We start from the raw sequence: 20,012 nt of genomic DNA on the forward strand, positions 1-20,012 counted from the left end.
GTGTTACAGTAACAAAACTGGACAATATGTTGAGGGTTAGAAATACAGAGCTATTTTTTGATTAAATTTCTAAATGTTTGAGTTGCTCGGAAAAGTAGAAAATGTTTTAAAAAAATTTTTCGAAATAGGTTTTTTTGTTTGTGACTTACCGGGTAATTAACACTAAACAAGTTGTCCTTTTTTAATTTTGATTTATAGTCATCTATTCTTTTGTATGAATATTTGTTCTTAAACATCATATAAAAGGCATTGATATTAACTAGTGTTAAGCGTTCATTAAAAAAGGCCTCTGTTAATGGATCTGTTGCTTTTGATTGTAAGGCTTGAAATGATTTAATGCTTGATAAAATAACATGAAAATCATTTAAATACTTGTTTTTCATCGTAGCACTATTATTTCTTGTAATTGAATTTGATGATTGTAAAAAGGCAGTACAGATATTATTTACGGCTTGCATTCTTTTAGCATAAAAAAAAGCTCTGGTGTTAAATTCGAAATCTTCACCGTATATTTTATCTAAAAAAAATAATTTGTTCTCTTTTAAAAATTCAATTGAATATAGTTTGTTACAAGCGGATCCACCGTATTTAATCTTACTATAGTATGTTATGCCTGTGTATATTTCTCCATGGCTAGACATCGATAGAGAATTAATTATTTCATTATTTTCTGAAACAATATTAGCACCAAACTCTAGAATTTCTAAGTTGTTTTTATTAGCTAACTGTAAGAGTTTGGAGATGGTGCTGGGTAATAACCAATCATCTGCATCTAAAAACAAGATAAATTTGCCTACAGCGTGACGAATACCAGTGTTTCTGGCCCCTCCTAAGCCTTTGTTTTTTTGAGAAATAATTTTAATATAAGGATATTGAGACGCTAATTTTTTTGCTTTTTCTAAACTGTTATCTGGTGATTCATCATCAACCATAATAACTTCAAAAGTGTTATCGGCTAAATTTTGTGAGCTAATGGAGTTTAAGCATTTTTCTAAGTATTGCTCAACATTATACATTGGGATAACAAAAGTGATATCTTTCATAGTCTATAATTATTCAGTATAATATAAGGAAAACATTAAATAAGTAAAGCCAAAATAAGCGAGAACGATTTGACCTATTACTAAATGTTGATATTTATGATGCCTTTCTTTTAAAAGTGGATAAATTATAAGTACTGCCATTAAAAACCAAGATAAGTAAGCAAATCTATTTGAAAAGGCTGCACGAATAACTAAAATCCAAAATGCATTAGAAATAAGGTATGTGTTTAATAGTTGATTATATAGTTTATCATCAAACCCTTTTTTTAATATATAATAAAACCCAGCAATTATTGGGAATGAACTATAAAATAGAAAGTCAAATCTAAACTTTGAACTGCCATCTCCATTACTTAAATAACCGCCTAACCGATCGTCTGCAAAACCTAAGGTAGCAAACAGGTTTTCCCAAAAACCTCCTAAGGCAATAGAGCAAGGGATAGCTAAAATCCAAAACATTAGATAGATTTTTGGATTGTTGTATAAAAAAGTAATAGAAAAGGCAAGCACGGGGAGAAGCATGGTTTTGTGAAACATTGTAGATAGCACTAAAAGCGCTATCATGACAATTTTGTTTTTATAAAAAGAAACTGCAAGTAAAAAAATAGAAGTAGCTATTCCATTTCTTATTCCGTTAACGCCATAAGCCCAGAAAGAAAAAGAAACGACTAATAATAAGAAGCTGTAAAACCAATATTCCTTAAAAAAAATCTTTGATACACGAAACATTGGGTAAATGTATAAGGTAGCACAAAAGAGAAAGAAAATATTAATAGTCATGATTGAGGAGCAAAACTTAGTGAATAGTTCGAAAAACACATCTTTGTCTGTTTTTAATTCGCCGCCTACTTTGTAATAATTAAAAGTTTTAGCATAAGTTGCCATATCACTAAAATGAATGCCACTAATAGGTCTTAAACCAATATATAAGGTCAAAATGATTAAAATTGTGTACCCTAGACTATTTATGTAAACAATGTTTTTAGGGTTATCAATTTCTAATAACCAGGAATGTATTAGAGTAAATAATACGATGGCTAATGATATATTTATATAATATAGGTAATACTCATCTAAAGGAATAAATTCTATCATGAACTCCGCGTGTTTTATGTTATTTTACAATTTTACTATTAAAAAGATCTAACCACTTTTTCATTACAATTTCATTCGTATAATCTAGGACCGTTATAGATGACTGTGCTCCAAGTTGTTTTCTTTTAGCTTCATCTTTTATTAAAAGAATTAAAGCTTGCGCCAGTTTCTTGTTATTTAAATATTCGACTAATAGGCCGTTTTCTTGATCTTTTATAATGTTTCTTGGCCCATTAGGGCAATCAAAGCTTACAATTGGCAATCCTACGCACATGGCCTCAAGAAGTACCATTGGGTAACATTCAGTTAAAGAGGACATGACATAAATGGAAGACTCTGTCATTTTTTGATTTATGTTGTTGGTGCTACCTTTCAATAAAATAGAATCATTTAAATTTAAGATATTAATTTGATTCTGTAATTCTTGCGTGTAGACAGGGTCACCTTCGCCATAAATTTCTAATTTCCAGCCTTTACAAATTGGTGCAACATCTTTCCATGCAGATATTAGATGTTCAAATCCCTTCACGGGAGCAATACGTCCTGCACTAATTATTTTTTTATTTGTTAATTGAGATTTTTCAGTATATGTTACATCTTGCCCGTTTGGGATTACCGTTATATTTTTAGAGGTATAATATTGTGTTTCATCTGGTGTTAGTACAACTAATTTATCATACTTAGACTCGAAATAATCAGTAATTCTATATTGTATTTTTTTTAATATATTTTTATTTTTATTTCGAGCTAAAAAATCAAAATGTTTTGAAGAATGGAATTCTTTAATTTTTAAAGCTTTTCCTGCAATTAGTGGAATAAAATAAAATCCAAATTCATAATTACAAACTACAATAACATCAGGATTAATTTTTTGAATAGTTCGCTTTAGCCGTGTATAATGTTTGAAAAATAATTTAGAATTTTTAGGGTTTAAATAGCTTATGTTTCTATTGTATCTAATATCTAAATCATGTAATGTAACATTTTCTGGAATTTCATAACAAGCCGGATTATTTCCTTGTTGAAAAGTAATGATGTGTAAATCATAGTTAGTGTGAGTACTGAAATATTTGAGTTTATTAGAAAGCACACGCTCTAAACCCCCATGTAAATAAATTTGATCTGTATAATAAATAATTTTCATTTTTCTTTACGAGTTTTTTAAGTTTTTTAACTTAAAAATAGTTTTTACGATGCTTTCTTAATTAGATCTTGAAACAATAAATCCCACTGAGGTACTATTTTATCTGGAAAATACAAACCAGCTTTTTGTCTTGCATTAATACCCATTTCGTGACGTAAATCTTCATCTTGGATTAGCTTTTCAATTTGAGCAGCAAAACTTTTGGTGTCTCCATTGTTTACTAAAAAACCATCCTTATTATTAGTAATAATTTCCTTTGGACCACAAGGGCAATTAAATGAAACACAGGGTACGCCATAAGCCATAGCTTCAATTAACACCATGCCAAAACCCTCAAAGCGAGAAGGCATGACATAAATGGAAGCATTTTGATAAACTTCTCCAATGTTTTTTACAGGCTTAAAAAAAGAAACGCTAGAATCGACACGTAATTCTTTAGCTAGTTTATGGTATTTATTTTCTTTATCGAAAGCACCATAAATTTCTAGTTGCCAATCAGGGTGTCGTTTTGTAACAATTTTCCAGCTTTCTAAAAGTCGGTCGTAACCTTTTTGATAACATTGTCTACCAACAGCTAAAACCGTTTTATTGTTTAAGTTAGAGATCTCTTTGGGATAAAAAGAAAGAGGGTTATTGATTACTTGTATGTTATCGAGGTTCCATTCGGATAAATTATCTTTGGTAAGAACAATAAATTTATCAAATTTTTTTGCTCCTAAAAGCATGAAATTCTCGGTTAATTTTTGCTTATAGATACTTAAAAGTGAAGTTTTTTCAGCATTTAAATTTATAACCTTAGAAACATGTCTTTCGTATATTATAGGGCAACTATTCTTGAGAACAAATGGCAAGGTAAATGCTTTTAATCCATCATCACACACAGAAATTATATCTGGATTTATTTTATTTACGACAGTTTTAAGTTTTGTAATATACTGGTAGATATACTGGAATGGATTTCCTTTAAGTTCAAGGTCATGATATATTATGTTTTCATGAAATTGGTAAAATAAATCAGTTTCCTTTTGATTTAAGGTAATTATATGTATTTCGTAATTAAAAACATCTATTAAATAACTGGTTTTAATAGATAAAACACGTTCCAGTCCTGCGGCACCACAAACTTGATTGGTTATGTATAAGAGTTTTTTCAATTTTATAAATATATATTATTAAATATTATGGTGTCTTAAAAGCTTGTTTTTAAAATACATTTGAACTTAATTTTCAGTATGAGTTATTTGTTTATCAATTGTATTTCTTTATTCAATTATAGAACGTTATTATTAATTTTTAGCGCTGTGGTTAAAAAGTTTTTTGAAGCAGAAATTAATTCATTTAAAGATGTTTCATTGTAATCATAATTCATGTTCTCGAAGTTATGTAATTCAATTTCTGTTTTGTTATCTATTAATAAATTTTCTAAATGAATTGATTTTAATAAGTCCTGCATGCGAGTGTTAATTTTGTCGAATCTATTAAATACGACAAATTTCTTTTGAAAAATTATAGAAAAGCAAACAGCATGAAATGAATTTGTAATAACATAATTTGCATTGTAAATCAAGTTTAAAAATTTATCAGGCCCTTCCATATGGTAGTTCTTATCGGCGTAACTTATATTTTTGTTTATTGTAACTATATTCCAATTATTTTGTTTTTTTAAACTTTTAGCCAACTTCATGATTGAAGCGTTTGAATCAAAGTCATATATAAAGATATAGGGCTTAGATATTTTTTTTATAGTCATTAAATCTAACCATGAACTTTTGTCAATGAGAAAAACGGGATCCAAAACATGTTTAACATTGGTTATATCTAAATCATTTAAAATTTTTACAGCAGAGGTTTCCCTTACTGAAACAGCGTTTATCTTTGAAACTTTCTCTTTAACAAATGGTTTAATTGATTCCTCTAATTGATCAATGGCAAAACTAGCAGCGTAGGAGACTTTTAATTTTTCTTTAGGAACAAAATCTAAATAAAATGCTGGGTCTTTTCCGTTTTCAAAAAAAGAATTCCAAATTTGATCACTACCACATATGTAAGCATCTGCAAAAGGTAAATCAGACTTTAATTCGTCATTGTTTATGTAAATTTTATCTGTGCTCTTAATATGTTTTTTCGAAAATTTATCAAAGTTTTTTTTACGTTTCAATGATATTATTCTGGAAGGAGTTTTTAGTGTAAGGTATATTGTTTTAAGTATCTTGTTTTTATTGAAATAAGCATTACTTATTCTAAATATATTAGAGTGACTACTTAAGTAGCTCGGTTTGTAATTAATTGTTTCAGCTTCATGACCAAGAATTTCCAAGTACTTAAGCAGAGCAAATTCCTGCAATGTTGCTCCGTAATTATAAACCTCATGACAAGTTATGGTTTTAATCTTCATTTTTCAGGTGTTTAGTATTTTGTTAATTTTTTTCAGGGATGTTTTTGTGCTTTCATTTTTTCTGATAGAAAGATTATATGTGGTTTTTTTTACGAAATCAGAGTTAGTTATAAAGTATGCGATACTCTTAGCGATTTCTGCAGGAACCATTTCACAAATTAAACCAGTTTCTTTATGCTCTATAATGGTTGAAGCAGTTTCAAAATTAGTGGTCACTATTGGTTTATTTAGAATTGTTGCTTCTATTACCGATAAACCCAGTCCTTCGAAAATTGAGGTTTGTGCATAGATATCACAGGATTTTAAGTATGGATATGGATTTTCTTTGTAACCTAATAAAATAAAATGATCTTGTAAATTTTTCCGTTCAATGTGTTTTTCTAACTTTTTTCGTTCAGGCCCTTCTCCAATGACATACCATTTTATATTATGGTTTGATTTTAAGAGAAGCGAACAAGCTTCAATCGCTAAATGTAGGCCTTTAGCAGAAGCAAGTCTTCCTATGGTTAAAATGTTTTTAACTCCTTCGGTATTTTGAAATGGAGTAGATAGTAAGCTTTGTTTTTGGATAATTCCTTCGTCAGATATATCCTGAATAATATTAATTGGGAGTGACTGGTCTATAGTCTGTAATGCAAGCTCTAACGATTTTTTATTTTCATTAGAAACACAAACCACCTCATCAAAATTATTATAAAATTTGAAATCAAAATTAATGTTATATCCCGCTTTATTATAATCTGTATTCATCCAAGCAATTTTTTTATTTGCTTTAATATTTTCTGAAACAAAATATGTCGAAAAGCCTTGGTTATAGGCTATCGCTATGTCATATGTTTTATCAATTTTTTTATAATTATGTCGATGAAATTTCCAGAAAAACTGAGCTGGATGATACTTTTTGTTTAAAAATCGAGAAACTCTGTATTTTAGTCGTTTTGTTAAATTTTGATCATTAGGATTGTTTGCGGTCTTGATTTTTTTTATATTAATTTCCTTTGGAACAAATTTTTGAAATTCTCCCCCTTCAATTACTAAAAATAAATCTAAGTTATAATTTTTGTAATCTATATTTTGCAATAGAGTCACAAGGCTTTTTTCTGCTCCTCCGCAATGTAATGACTCAATAACAAAAACGATATTTTTCATTTATTTATACGCTTAGTTAACTTTGTATTTCTCTATAAATGCATTTTCATCCGAATAAAAATCGTTAATCCGTTCTTTTATAGTAGTTTCCTCCCAGTTCCACCATGAAATTTTATTTAAACTATCAATTTGACTTTTTGAATATTTGTATTTAATAAGTTTAGCAGGTGATCCCGCTACAACAGCATAATCAGGAACATTTTTGGTGACCACAGAGTTTGCCCCAATTGTAACTCCGTTCCCTATTTTAACACCTGGCATAATGTAGGATCCCATTCCAATCCAGACATCATTACCTACATAGATTCCTTTTTTTTGTTTAACGTCTTGTAAAACGGAATGCAGTTTGTTTTTTTTGTCTAACAGCTCATTTTTGAATAAATTATTTATTAACGGGAAATTAGTAATAGTTGAGGCTGTATGGTAACCTTCGTCAATTATAAATCTTACATTATTTGCTATGCTACAATAATTCCCTATAATTAGTTCGCTGTTTGTCCATCGCCACACTAGAGCTCCATTATCATAAGTTTTATTTCCAATTTTCGAGTGTTTATCATTTTTTAAAAAGATGAAATCGTGAATATTTAGAGCTTGATTATAATCTATTCCTAAAAGTCTCCACAAAATGATTCTAATTTTGTGTTTCATTTCGTTCCTTTTTTTAAATTTAAATTAATATATCTAGTAAATCTTGTTCTGGAGTTAATTCTTGTTATGTAAATAAATAGGGGAAGGGAAATAAATGTGATTAGAAATATTTTAAAGCTAAATTGATTTAGAATTAACGGGGAATATGTAATCAAGTAGATTAAAATAAAATGTAATAAGTCGCAAATATTATTTTTGTTATTTTCTATAGACCATATGTTATTAATTTTCAACATTAAAATTTCAGTTTTTTCAAAATAGGATTTAATGATTCCTTAAATAGCTCCTTTTCAAACGGTATCATTCCTAAATTATAAATTAGAAAGGCGTATGTTACTGTATAGCAAATTGCTTTTGCTAAAAAATTAAACCATCCATTTCCTGGAATATATCTAACGGCTACGCCAATAATGGAAATTAAAGCTAATGTTAATATTGTTTTACTTAAGAGTTCTTTGAAAAATCTAATAATATTTAGGCCAATAACATTGTTGTAATAGAAGTTCATTATATTTTGGGCAATAATCCAGCCTGATAACGACCCTGAGATTAGACCTAGTGCTCCGTATGGTTTAGCTAAAAATGCTCCTAAAGTAGCACCAAGAACAAGGAAAGTTAAAGATATAATTGCCTTAAAGGCGAGTTTACCTTTAGCTTCTAAAATTGACGTTCCAAAACCTTGTATTAAAGGTAAAGTATAAGCCACCATAATCAACAGGGCAATAAGCCAGACTTCGTGGCTACCTTCTGGGCCAAGTTCATTTCCAACCCATAATTCTACAAACTGATATCCGAATAAAGCAAAAGCTCCAAAAATATACATTAGAACGATAAAAGAGATTCGTGCTATTTTAATCATCATAGATGTTAACTCCTCTCCGGAGGCATTGTCTACCGTCATTTTTGTTGCACGAGGAAGGAAAACACTAGATATTGCTGAAGAAAAGGCTCCGTAGTATGATCCTAACATTATTCCAATACCATATATTGTTAGAACTTCAGGTACTGAGATACGTCCTAAAATCCAATGACCAACTTTCCACTGGATAATTGCCACAAAAGAAAAAATAAAAATCCAAATTGAATAACTAAATATTTCTTTTAAGTACTTAATAGAGAATTCGTGCAGTTTGAATCTTACTTTCAGTTTAACAAAAACATAGTAAGCGTTAACACATATAAAAACAATATTAAAAGTAGTGTCTATAATAACAATTGCAATAGCTTTTCCGCCAAATAAAAGAATACCAACAACGGTAGCACTTCTTAAAATGTATCGTATGATTTGAAGTTTTTTTGGAAAAACAAAGGATTCATACCCATAACAGATTCCTGGAAACGTTCCTCCAGGTAGACTAATTGCTAAATTAAAGATTAAAAGTATAAAGATTGTTTTTGCAATATCAATTTCATCTAATGTCATTTTAGTAAAGTAGGTATCAATGTATCTATAAAAGGTGACACCTACAATAACAATAATAAGGGAAAGTACACCATAAATTATCATGGTTATCGCTAGGAAATTCTCCTCATCCTTTTTATTTTTTTCAGCGCGATATTTTGCTACAAATCGAACTATGGTATTGTTTAATCCGAGATCTAAAATAGAAATTGTGCCTATTAAGGCTCCAATAGTTGTATATATCCCATATTCTACTTTCCCTATTTGATTAAGAATAAAAGGAGTAAGAAACAGCCCAACAACATTAGTTAGAAAAATTATTATGTAATTTAAAGCAGCTCCTTTTTTTAATTGACTCAAAATATTAAGTTGGTTTAGTTAATATTTATGGTTACAATCTACCATCTACTTTACTATTCAATATGCCTTTTACATCATAAAGTACTCCATTTTTATTAATTAAAGTATTTAAATCTCTGTCTAAAAACTCCTTATGCGCAACTGTTAAAACTACTGCATCAAATTTTGTATTTGGTAATGCTTGAGTTGTTTTAAGGTTGTATTCATGGTCTACCTCCGAAGGGTTTGCCCATGGATCGTAAATTGTAATATCGGTACCGTAAGTTGCTAATTGTTTAATAACATCAACAACACGGGTGTTTCTTACATCTGGACAGTTTTCCTTAAAAGTGATTCCTAAAATTAAAATTTTAGATTTTTTAATTCGAATATCTTTCTGAACCATAAGTTTTACAACTTCAGAGGCTACATATTGCCCCATGCTATCATTAACACGTCTTCCTGCTAAAATAATTTCTGGATGGTATCCAACTTCTTGGGCTTTTTGTGCCAAATAATAAGGGTCGACTCCAATACAATGACCTCCAACCAAACCAGGTTTAAAAGGAAGGAAGTTCCATTTAGTTCCTGCTGCTTCTAACACAGAATGAGTATCAATATCCATAAGGTTGAATATTTTTGCTAATTCATTAACGAATGCAATGTTAATATCTCTTTGCGAGTTTTCTATAACTTTCGCGGCTTCGGCAACTTTTATAGTAGGAGCAAGGTGGGTTCCTGCAGTAATAATACTAGCATAAAGGGCATCTACTTTTTTACCTATTTCTGGGGTAGATCCCGCTGTTACTTTTAAAATTTTATCAACAGTGTGCAGTTTATCTCCAGGGTTAATACGTTCTGGAGAATAACCTGCATAAAAATCTTCATTAAATTTTAAACCGCTAATTTTTTCAAGAACCGGAACACATTCGTCTTCAGTAACTCCAGGGTACACTGTTGATTCATAGATTACGATGTCTCCTTTTTTTAATACCTGAGCAACTGTTTCGCTAGATTTATACAAAGGTGTTAGATCGGGCCTGTTATTTTTATCAATAGGGGTAGGAACGGTAACTACATAGTAATTACATGTTTTTAAGTCGTCTAAATTTGCTGAAAAATAGAGACCATTATTATCATTGATTTCAGTTTTTAAGACGGCTTTCAATGTTTTAGAATCTACTTCTAATGTGAAATCGTTACCTTCAGATAATTCATCAATACGTTTTTGATTAATATCGAAACCAACAACGTCATATTTTGTAGCAAATAAACGGGCTAGAGGTAGTCCAACATATCCTAGTCCTATAACTGCAATTTTATCTTTACTCATCTTTTACTTTCCTATTGAATAATATTCAAAACCTATTTTATTCATTTCAGCTTTATCTAAAATGTTTCTACCGTCAAAAATAAAGGCAGGTTTTTTCATTTGTTTATATATTTTTTTCCAATCATAGCTCTTAAACTCATCCCATTCGGTCATTATAGCTACAGCATGCGCATCATCTAAAGCTTCATACGGCGAATCTTTAGACACTAGAAGCTGTTTATTTTCTTCTGGAGAACGCGTGTTTAAATAATTTAAATCAGATTGGATTTTACTTTCTAGAACTTTTGGGTCGTAAACGGCAATTTCCGCCTGTTCATTTAATAAATGATCGGCAACATAAATTGCGGCTGATTCTCTTGTGTCATTTGTATCTTTTTTAAAAGCCCAACCAAGCATTGCTATTTTTTTTCCAGACACCGTGTTATATAGTGTTTTTATTAAATGGTCTGAAAAACGTCTTTTTTGGTGGTCATTAAGAATAATAACTTGTTCCCAGTAATCTGCAACTTCATTTAAGCCATAGCTTCTGGCTATATAAACCAAGTTTAAAATATCCTTTTGAAAACAAGATCCACCAAAACCTATAGAAGCTTGTAAAAATTTAGAGCCAATTCGAGAATCCATTCCTATTGCTTTAGCGACTTCATCAACGTTAGCTTCAGTGTGTTCACATAATTCTGAAATAGCGTTTATTGAAGATACACGTTGTGCTAGAAAGGCATTAGCTGTTAGTTTAGATAATTCTGAAGACCAAACGTTAGTTCTTAAAATTCTGTCTTGTGGTACCCAGCTTCCATAAATATTAGCTAAACTTTCTATCGCTTCTTCTGAATCACCTCCAATAAGCACACGGTCTGGACTTAATAAATCTTCTACAGCGGTACCTTCAGCTAAAAATTCAGGATTTGATAAAATATCAAAATTCACATCACTTCCAGTGTTACTTAAAATACTTTTAATGGCTTGAGCAGTCCTTACCGGAAGGGTAGATTTTTCTACAACAATTTTATTTGTTGTAGCCACTTTTGCAATGTTTCGAGCACATAGCTCCACGTATTTTAAATCTGCAGCCATGCCTTTTCCCTTACCGTAGGTTTTAGTAGGGGTGTTTACCGAAATGAATATCATCTCAGATTCATCAATAGCTTTGTCAATTTCAGTTGAAAAAAACAGGTTTTTACCTCTAGTTTCTTCTACAATTTCGGCTAATCCTGGTTCGTAGATTGGTAACTTTGATACATCGCTATCATTCCAAGCAGCAATACGTTCTTCGTTTATGTCTACAATGGTAACTCTTAGATTAGGATTTTTTTTAGCGATAACAGCCATGGTGGGGCCTCCAACATATCCTGCACCAATGCAACAAATTTTGTTAATTTTCATTTTTATTATAAATTATTCCAATACCAATTTACGGCTTCTTTAATGCCTTCGTTAATATTAAATTTGGGGTTATATTTTAATAGTTTTTTTGCTTTTTCTATAGATGCAAGAGAGTGGGGGATGTCTCCAACTCTGTTGTCACGATGTTTTATCTCTATATTTTGAATTTCTTTATCAAATTCAGATAAATGCTTTTTTAATAGTGTAGCTAATTCTAAAAGAGTGGTTCTGTCACCATAAGCCACATTATATACGGTGTTCAAGGCTTCTTGGTTCGTGGTAGTTAATGATAGAATATTCATTTGAATAACATTATCTATAAAAGTGAAATCTCTAGAATAACTTCCATCACCGTTAATAATAGGAGATTCATTATTGATAAATTGCTTTACAAATAATGGAATTACGGCTGCATAGGCACCATTTGGATCTTGTCTTTTTCCAAACACATTGAAGTAACGTAAACCAATAGTATCCAACCCATATGTTTTTTGAAAAATATCAGCATATAATTCATTTACAAACTTTGTAATGGCATAAGGCGATAACGGCTTACCGATAACATCTTCAACTTTGGGTAATGCTTCATGGTCACCATATGTTGATGAGCTAGCTGCATAAACAAAGCGTTTCACGTTAGCATCTCTTGCAGCAACAAGCATATTTAAAAAACCAGAAACATTAACGTCGTTTGTCGTGATAGGGTCGTTAATTGACCTCGGTACAGAGCCTAAGGCAGCTTCATGTAACACATAGTCTACATGTTTACAAGCTTTATGACAATCATCAAGTTTTCGAATATCTCCTTCTATTAAGGTAAATAGACTATTATCCAAAAACGGAGCGATGTTTTCTTTTTTTCCTGTAGAAAAATTATCTAAACAAACTGTTTTTATTTTATTAGTAAGGAGTGTTTCACAAAGGTTAGAACCTATAAATCCTGCACCACCTGTAACTAGAACAGTTTTATTTTGTAGATTTTCAAACATTAATTTGGGTTTTTTTTTAATATCTCGAACAAATATGAAAAAAAATAATTTACAACAAGATATTATTATACTAAGTAGGCGTTTTTAACGATAAAGTGACTTTATAACTAAAGAATCTACTTTAAACGGTAAAAATGGCCTTTTAGGCTTGTTGTAAGCAATCATCAAAGCACACTTGTATTATTATTTTTTCGAGGTGTTTTATTTATGAATTTTCGTTTACAATTACCGTAATATTTCAATAATCAAAGATGTGAAAAAAACACCATAGTTTAGCACTAAAGTATAGTAAAACTAAATATACATAGTAAGAACTGTTGTGTAGCTTTTACATTAATGATAATTGCTGAGCTATCACTTTTTAATATGTACAATTTAAAAATGAATTTATTATTCGGTTTCTGTTTTCGTTTAAAAACTTTTTTTTCAGTTATAAAATATCTAAAAAGGTAGTTAACCGATTATAATAATGCTTTTAGCGAAATAAGTTAATAGAAAGGTTAGGACATTAAAACAATTACTAAATTTACATTGTAAAAATTCAAAATTGAATTGATTAATAGCATATTAGTTTAATTGTAATAATGATTTTAAGGAACAGGTATTTTAAACTCTCTCGTGATTCATAGTATTATATATAATGTAACTATGGTTTTTTAATTTGAGAATTACAATTAGCGTTATTAATAAATTTAAGATTTGATTTTATTATAAAAGGGATTCAATCACATTTTTTATTAAATCAAATTTCATAGTGTAAAATTACTGTGACAGGTAATTTATGGAAATAATTGAGTAAAAATTAATTTTGAAGATTTAAGTTATTAATGTTAACGAAAACGAAAATATATTTATCCTCTCCACATATGGGAGGTTCTGAGCAAAAGTTTGTGTCAGAAGCATTTAACACTAACTGGATAGCTCCTTTAGGGCCTAATGTTGATGGTTTTGAAAACGATTTAAAATCATATTTAGGAAATAAAAAAGAAGTAGCTGTATTAAGTTCTGGTACCGCTGCTATTCATTTGGCATTGGAAATATTGAATGTTACCAGTGGAGATGAAGTTTTATGTCAAAGTTTTACTTTTTCTGCCTCTGCCAACCCTATTATTTATCAAGGAGCAAGACCTGTTTTTATTGACAGCGAAAAAGACACTTGGAACATGTGTCCAGAATTGTTAGAAATTGCTATTCAAGATAGAATTCAAAAGTATAAGAAACCAAAAGCTATAATAGCCGTTCATTTGTATGGCATGCCATATAAAGTTAAAGAAATTAATGCGGTTGCTGAAAAATATAATATTCCAGTCGTAGAAGATAGTGCTGAAGCTTTAGGAAGCACTTATTTTAATAAAGCTTGTGGGACACTTTCAGATATTGGAATTTTATCTTTTAACGGAAATAAAATAATTACGACATCAGGTGGGGGTGCTATGATAGTTAATAACCTAGAGCAAAAAGAAAAGGCTATTTTTCTTTCAACTCAAGCGAGAGACAATGCTCCTCATTATGAACACTCAACTGTAGGCTTTAATTATAGAATGAGCAATGTGTTAGCAGGTATAGGTAGGGGGCAGATGGAAGTTCTTGATGATCGTGTTCAAGCTAGACGAAATAATTATGAATTCTATAAAATGAATTTAGAAAAATTCGATTCCATTGAATTTCAAGAAGAAGTTGAAGGTTTTTATGCAAATAGATGGATTACGTGTATAAAAACAGATTCATTCTCTAAAAGAGAACAAATTAGACTTACTTTACTTGAAGATGATATTGAATCTAGACCATTATGGAAACCAATGCATCTCCAGCCGGTTTTCAAGGATTGTTTACATTTTACAAATGGCGTGTCTGAAGATTTATTTGACAAAGGCCTGTGCTTACCAAGTGGTTCTAATTTAAGTCAAGAAGATTTAGATAGAATTATGGAAAATATTTTAAAAACTCCAAAATTATGATTAAGAATTACGCATCTCTCCTTTCTCATAAATACGCCTCAAAATGGCTTGTTTTTGGCATCGATCTCGCATTAGTGTTGTTAACATTTTTGGCGGCATATTTTATTCGATTTAATTTCACATTAAATTTTGACATAGAACACCTGTTAATACAGTTACCGTTTCTTTTGGTGGTAGCCTCTTTTAGTTTTTTAATGGTTGGTTCATTTAAAAGTGTCATAAGACATACTGGTTTTACCGACGTTATAAATTTGTTTAAATCCATAGCCTTAATGGCTAGTTTTTGTGTGATGTTAGTTTTTCTTAATAGAACAACTGGCATTATGCCAAGTTTTACGATTCCACTTTCTATTATTGTTATGCATGGTTTATTAAGCTTTGTATTGCTAGCAGCTAGTAGACTGGTTTTTAAAATAGGATTTAAATACTTAAGCTGTAATTTAACAGCTACCAAACGTGTTTTAATTTATGGAGCAGCCGATTCAGGTATTATAACTTACAATGCATTAGTGAGTAATCCTAACACAACTTTTCAAATTGTTGCTTTTATAGATGACAATCTCAAGAAGAGTGGAAATAAAATTAATGGTGTCCCTATCATAAATGGAAGCCTAATTACGAATTCTTATATAGAGTCAAATACTATTGATGAAATCGTTGTAGCATCACAATCACTAAGTACTGATAAACTTATGTTTTTGGTGGATAAATTAATTGATTCTGATGTAAAAATAACCAAAGTTCCACCTATTGAACAATGGATAAATGGAGAATTAAGCACCAAGCAAATTAAGCAAGTTCAAATTGAAGATTTGTTAGGACGTGCACCAATTGAAATTAATAATCCGAAACTCAACAATGAGTTTAATGGAGAAACTGTTATTGTTACAGGAGCTGCAGGATCTATTGGGAGTGAGCTAGTGAAACAATTATCAAATTTTAACATCAAGGAGTTAATATTGATAGATCAAGCCGAATCACCACTTTATGAGGTTCAGCAGGACCTAAAAAGAGATGGTAAACATAATTTTATTGCTATAGTTGCAGATATTAGAGATGGTTTGAGACTTGATGCTATTTTTCAAAAATATAAACCAACCATGGTATTTCATGCAGCTGCTTATAAACATGTACCATTAATGGAGCAAACGCCTTATGAGGCCATTAAAATAAATGTAAATGGAACAAAGATTTTGGCTGATACTGCATCACGTTATAAGGTTAAAAAATTTGTTTTTATTTCTACTGATAAGGCAGTAAATCCTACTAGTGTTATGGGGGCAACAAAACGTATGGCAGAAATGTACATAAGTTGTTTGCAAAAACAGAGTAAGACGAAGTTTATCACAACACGATTCGGTAATGTTTTAGGGTCAAATGGATCGGTAATACCATTATTCAAAAAACAAATAGAAAAAGGAGGCCCTTTAACTTTAACCCATCAAGAAATTACGCGATATTTTATGACTATTCCAGAGGCCTCTCAATTGGTTCTTGAGGCTGGTACCATGGGTAAAGGAGGTGAAATATTTATATTCGACATGGGGGAGTCTGTGAAAATATTTGATTTAGCTAAAAATATGATTAAGCTATCTGGTTTAAGGTACCCAGAAGACATTGATATTAAGATAACAGGGTTGAGACCTGGAGAAAAATTATATGAAGAATTATTAGCTAATGGAGAAAATACACTTTCAACATATCATAAGAAAATTATGATTAGTAGAACGAGGGAATTACAATATGCTAAAGTTAAATCAGAAATTGAAGAATTATGTATGATAAATCGTTTTCAAAATAATAATATAGTTCTGAAAATGAAAAGATTAATTCCTGAATACAAATCGAATAATTCAGATTATGAAAGATTTGACAAACAAGTTCAGCATTATAAAAAAGCTAAGAATTTATTGAAAGATGGTTCCGGAAAAACGTATAAGAATATATAAATTTTATAAAAACCCCAAATAGTAACATTATGAAAATATCGGTTTCGGTTAACAGATTAATAGTACTTATATTAATTTTAGGAATTACCTCTTCTTGTACAACAAAAAAGGATATTGTATACTTTCAAAATGCAAAAAACTTTGAAAGTGTGGTCGATACCGATACTTTTAACGCTAGACTAAAAACGGGAGATATCCTTAATATTTTTATTTCCACCTTGGATTTATCGGTCACACAACCCTACAACCTAGTTGAATCAACTAACGGTAGGCAAGGTGAAGGCGTAGCCCTAGATTACCTAATCGACCCTGACGGGAATATCGATTATCCAGTTTTAGGTAAGGTTAAGTTAGTGGGTTTAACTATTGAAGAAGCAAAAGAGGTCTTTAAAAAGAAATTTGAAGAAGGGAAATTATTAAAAAATCCCGTTGTTATTATTAGAATAAAAAATTATAAAATTTCAGTCCTAGGTCAAGTTAATAAACCTGGTGTTTATCCAATTTCTGGAGAACGTGTAACCATCTTAGAAGCGATAGCGAGTGCAGGAGATTTAACTATTACAGGAAGAAGGGATAATGTTTTAGTGATAAGGGATTTTAACGGTTCAAAAACGTATACAAGAATTGATATCACAAATAAGGAATTATTTAATTCGCCAGTATATTTTTTAACTCAAAATGATGTAGTATATGTACAGCCAAATACAAAAGGGATAAGTGCAGGTTCTGGTGATGCGAGAATAGGTTTAGTAGCATCATTATTAGGACTAGCAATAACTATTGGGCTTTTAATACAGAATTAAAATATGGGTTTAGAGACGAAAAATGTTGCTTCAAAAGAAGAAGCTAATAAATTTGATTTTAAAAAAGCAATATCAACCTATTTAAAGCATTGGAAATGGTTTGTATTGAGTGCATTAATAGCTTTCGGAATAGCCTATTATATTGCGAAAAATAGAGTGCCATTATATTCTGCTACATCAAAAATAATGCTTTTAGACAATAAATCCGGGCAGGGCAATGCTGTTCTTCAAGATTTATCTCTTATGTCTAATGAAGAAAACTCTATGGTTAATGACGAAATTCAAGTCATTAAATCCCGTAAGTTACTTGGGAATGTTGCTGAAAAATTAAATTTAAATATAACATATCATATTCTGGGCAGAGTAAACGAATATGAATTATATAAAAATACGCCAGTTGAAATTAATTTTTTAGCTTCTGATTCAATTATTCAAAAAACTAATAGTCAGTTTTACCTTCATATTATTTCTGATTCCAATTTCGAATTTAAATTATATGAAGATGACATATCAAAAAAGTATGCTTTTGGTGAGTCTATACCAACTTCATTTGGAGATATTATTATAACGCCTAAAGGAAATATTAAGGGGGCTATTGATTCTAATATAAGAGTTTCGATTAATTCAATAGAAAATATAATAGGAGAGTTAACGGGAGGTATTAATTTAGCGCAATCGGGAGAAGGGTCTAAAATTGTAGATGTCTATATGGATGCTCCTAATGTCCATAAATCAATTGATATTATTAACACCCTCATAGATGAATATAATTTAGCTACAATTGAAAAGAATAGAATTAGAGCTGAATACACATCGAACTTCATTGATGATAGAGTAGAATCATTAACTTCCGATTTGGTAAGTGTAGATGATAGTATTGTAAAATTTAAGGTGCGTAATCAAATTACAAATATCTCTTCAAAAAGTGGTATGTTATCCACCAATAGTATGTCTAGTGAACAAGAATTACAAGAAATGAACACTAAACGAAATATGTTAGAGTATATGTTAGGGCTATTGGAAACCAATACTTATGAAATGATACCTTCGAATTTAGGAGTTGGGGATGCTTCAATTAGTGGATTAGCAGTTCGATACAATGAACTTTTAGAACGTAGAAGAGTTTTGTTAAAAAGTGCTGGAGAGAATAATTCTGTTGTGTTGGAGTTAGACCAATCTTTAAATTCTATTAAGAAGAATCTAATAGGCAGTGTAAATAATAATATTAGAACATTAAGCATACAAAGTAATAGTATACAGAACCAATTAAGTAGCCTAAATTCAAAAATTTCATATGTCCCAGCTCAAGAGAGTAAATTAATTTCTATCCAAAGAAGACAGAGCATTAAGGAATCTTTGTATCTATATTTATTACAGAAAAGAGAAGAAGCAGAAATTTCTCAAACAACCACATTGCCTAGTGCGAAAATAATTGATTCTGCCTACAGTTTAGGAAGGCTTAAAAATAGTAATACCCCTTTATATTTTGGAACAATGTTACTTGGTTTTTTAATTCCTTTTGGATTCATCTATATTATGACTTTAATGGATACTAAAATTCATAATAAAGAAGATTTAGAGAATCACGTAAAGACGATGACTGTTTTGGGAGAAATACCAAACATAAAAAGCACTAGTAATAGGCTAATAACGTATAATGATAGATCTATATTATCGGAGTCTTTTAGAATAATTAGAACCAATTTTGAATTTCTAAACCGAGATGTAAAGGCTCAAAAATATCGAAATGTTATTTTTGTTACGTCTACAATTAATGGAGAAGGTAAATCTTTTGTAAGTGTGAATACAGCCTTAACATTAGCCAATACCGGTAAAAAGGTTTTGTTAATTGGTTCAGATTTAAGAAATCCACAAATTTTTTCTGCTATTAAAAAAGATAAGAGTGATGTAAGAACTGAAGTTGGATTATCTGAATATTTATCAAATTACAGTGTTAAATTAAGTGATACAATCAATACGCGGGAGGTAAATAAAATTAATATTGACATTTTATTATCAGGTCAAATCCCCCCAAATCCTGCAGAACTATTAATGGATAAAAGGTTAGAAGAGTTGTTTGATACGGTTTCAGAAGCTTACGATTACGTTGTGGTAGATACAGCTCCGTCCATGTTAGTTACGGATACTTTATTAATGCATAAATATGCAGCACATACGCTTTATGTTACACGTGCGGGTTATACAGAGAAAAGAATTTTAAATTTCGCGAAAGAATTAAAAGAGGCTAATAAGTTGAATCATATGATGTTGGTAGTAAATGATGTTAAAGAGGCTAACTTTGGTTATGGTGCAAAATATGGATATTATGGTACTCCAGAAAAGAAAAGTTTCTTTAAGCGTAAAAAGAAAGCATAGCAC

Annotated in this window: 15 protein-coding genes; 4 read left to right on the forward strand and 11 right to left on the reverse strand. The window is 30.3% G+C overall.

Features of this window, described 5'->3' with window-relative positions:
- Window positions 1–50: 50 nt before the first annotated feature.
- The 11 genes from Q4566_RS04305 to Q4566_RS04355 form a co-directional block, all read right to left on the reverse strand.
- Window positions 51–1,043, reverse strand: a complete 993-nt coding sequence (locus Q4566_RS04305; RefSeq protein ID WP_303418703.1) for a glycosyltransferase family 2 protein — start codon at window positions 1,041–1,043, stop codon at window positions 51–53.
- Window positions 1,044–1,052: 9 nt separating this feature from the next.
- A complete protein-coding gene (locus tag Q4566_RS04310; RefSeq protein ID WP_303418706.1) occupies window positions 1,053–2,138 on the reverse strand; it encodes an EpsG family protein in 1,086 nt (361 codons plus the stop codon).
- A gap of 19 nt (window positions 2,139–2,157) precedes the next feature.
- Window positions 2,158–3,282: a glycosyltransferase family 4 protein gene (locus tag Q4566_RS04315; protein WP_303418709.1), complete on the reverse strand. Its 1,125-nt coding sequence runs from the start codon at window positions 3,280–3,282 to the stop codon at window positions 2,158–2,160.
- Between the two features lie 44 nt (window positions 3,283–3,326).
- Window positions 3,327–4,436 carry a glycosyltransferase family 4 protein gene (locus tag Q4566_RS04320; protein ID WP_303418713.1) on the reverse strand — a complete coding sequence of 370 codons (1,110 nt, stop codon included), beginning with the start codon at window positions 4,434–4,436 and terminating at the stop codon, window positions 3,327–3,329.
- A 116-nt stretch (window positions 4,437–4,552) separates the two neighbouring features.
- Entirely contained in the window at window positions 4,553–5,677 is a 1,125-nt protein-coding gene (locus Q4566_RS04325) for a polysaccharide pyruvyl transferase family protein (RefSeq protein ID WP_303418715.1), read from the reverse strand.
- 3 nt (window positions 5,678–5,680) lie between these two features.
- Complete coding sequence (locus tag Q4566_RS04330; protein ID WP_303418718.1) at window positions 5,681–6,826, reverse strand: glycosyltransferase; 1,146 nt, start codon at window positions 6,824–6,826, stop codon at window positions 5,681–5,683.
- Between the two features lie 12 nt (window positions 6,827–6,838).
- Window positions 6,839–7,477: a CatB-related O-acetyltransferase gene (locus Q4566_RS04335; protein ID WP_303418721.1), complete on the reverse strand. Its 639-nt coding sequence runs from the start codon at window positions 7,475–7,477 to the stop codon at window positions 6,839–6,841.
- A gap of 235 nt (window positions 7,478–7,712) precedes the next feature.
- The gene (locus Q4566_RS04340; RefSeq protein WP_303418724.1) at window positions 7,713–9,239 is read right to left on the reverse strand and encodes a lipopolysaccharide biosynthesis protein; all 1,527 of its coding nucleotides are present in this window, start codon (window positions 9,237–9,239) and stop codon (window positions 7,713–7,715) included.
- A gap of 31 nt (window positions 9,240–9,270) precedes the next feature.
- Window positions 9,271–10,551: a nucleotide sugar dehydrogenase gene (locus Q4566_RS04345; protein ID WP_303418727.1), complete on the reverse strand. Its 1,281-nt coding sequence runs from the start codon at window positions 10,549–10,551 to the stop codon at window positions 9,271–9,273.
- 3 nt (window positions 10,552–10,554) lie between these two features.
- Entirely contained in the window at window positions 10,555–11,934 is a 1,380-nt protein-coding gene (locus Q4566_RS04350; RefSeq protein WP_303418730.1) for a nucleotide sugar dehydrogenase, read from the reverse strand.
- 5 nt (window positions 11,935–11,939) lie between these two features.
- A complete protein-coding gene (locus Q4566_RS04355; RefSeq protein ID WP_303418732.1) occupies window positions 11,940–12,923 on the reverse strand; it encodes an SDR family oxidoreductase in 984 nt (327 codons plus the stop codon).
- An 827-nt stretch (window positions 12,924–13,750) separates the two neighbouring features.
- Here Q4566_RS04355 and Q4566_RS04360 point away from each other — a divergent pair.
- The 4 genes from Q4566_RS04360 to Q4566_RS04375 are packed head-to-tail and all read left to right on the forward strand — an operon-like array spanning window position 13,751 to window position 20,009.
- On the forward strand, window positions 13,751–14,881 hold the full coding sequence (locus Q4566_RS04360) for a DegT/DnrJ/EryC1/StrS aminotransferase family protein (protein WP_303418735.1): 1,131 nt from the start codon (window positions 13,751–13,753) through the stop codon (window positions 14,879–14,881).
- Window positions 14,878–16,830: a nucleoside-diphosphate sugar epimerase/dehydratase gene (locus tag Q4566_RS04365; RefSeq protein WP_303418737.1), complete on the forward strand. Its 1,953-nt coding sequence runs from the start codon at window positions 14,878–14,880 to the stop codon at window positions 16,828–16,830. Before Q4566_RS04360 ends, Q4566_RS04365 begins: the two co-directional genes overlap by 4 nt.
- 29 nt (window positions 16,831–16,859) lie before the next feature.
- Entirely contained in the window at window positions 16,860–17,633 is a 774-nt protein-coding gene (locus tag Q4566_RS04370) for a polysaccharide biosynthesis/export family protein (protein WP_303418739.1), read from the forward strand.
- A 3-nt stretch (window positions 17,634–17,636) separates the two neighbouring features.
- Complete coding sequence (locus tag Q4566_RS04375; RefSeq protein ID WP_303418742.1) at window positions 17,637–20,009, forward strand: tyrosine-protein kinase; 2,373 nt, start codon at window positions 17,637–17,639, stop codon at window positions 20,007–20,009.
- Window positions 20,010–20,012 lie beyond the last annotated feature (3 nt).

It is taken from the genome of Tamlana sp. 2_MG-2023 (assembly GCF_030548465.1).
Classification (GTDB): Bacteria; Bacteroidota; Bacteroidia; order Flavobacteriales; family Flavobacteriaceae; genus Pseudotamlana.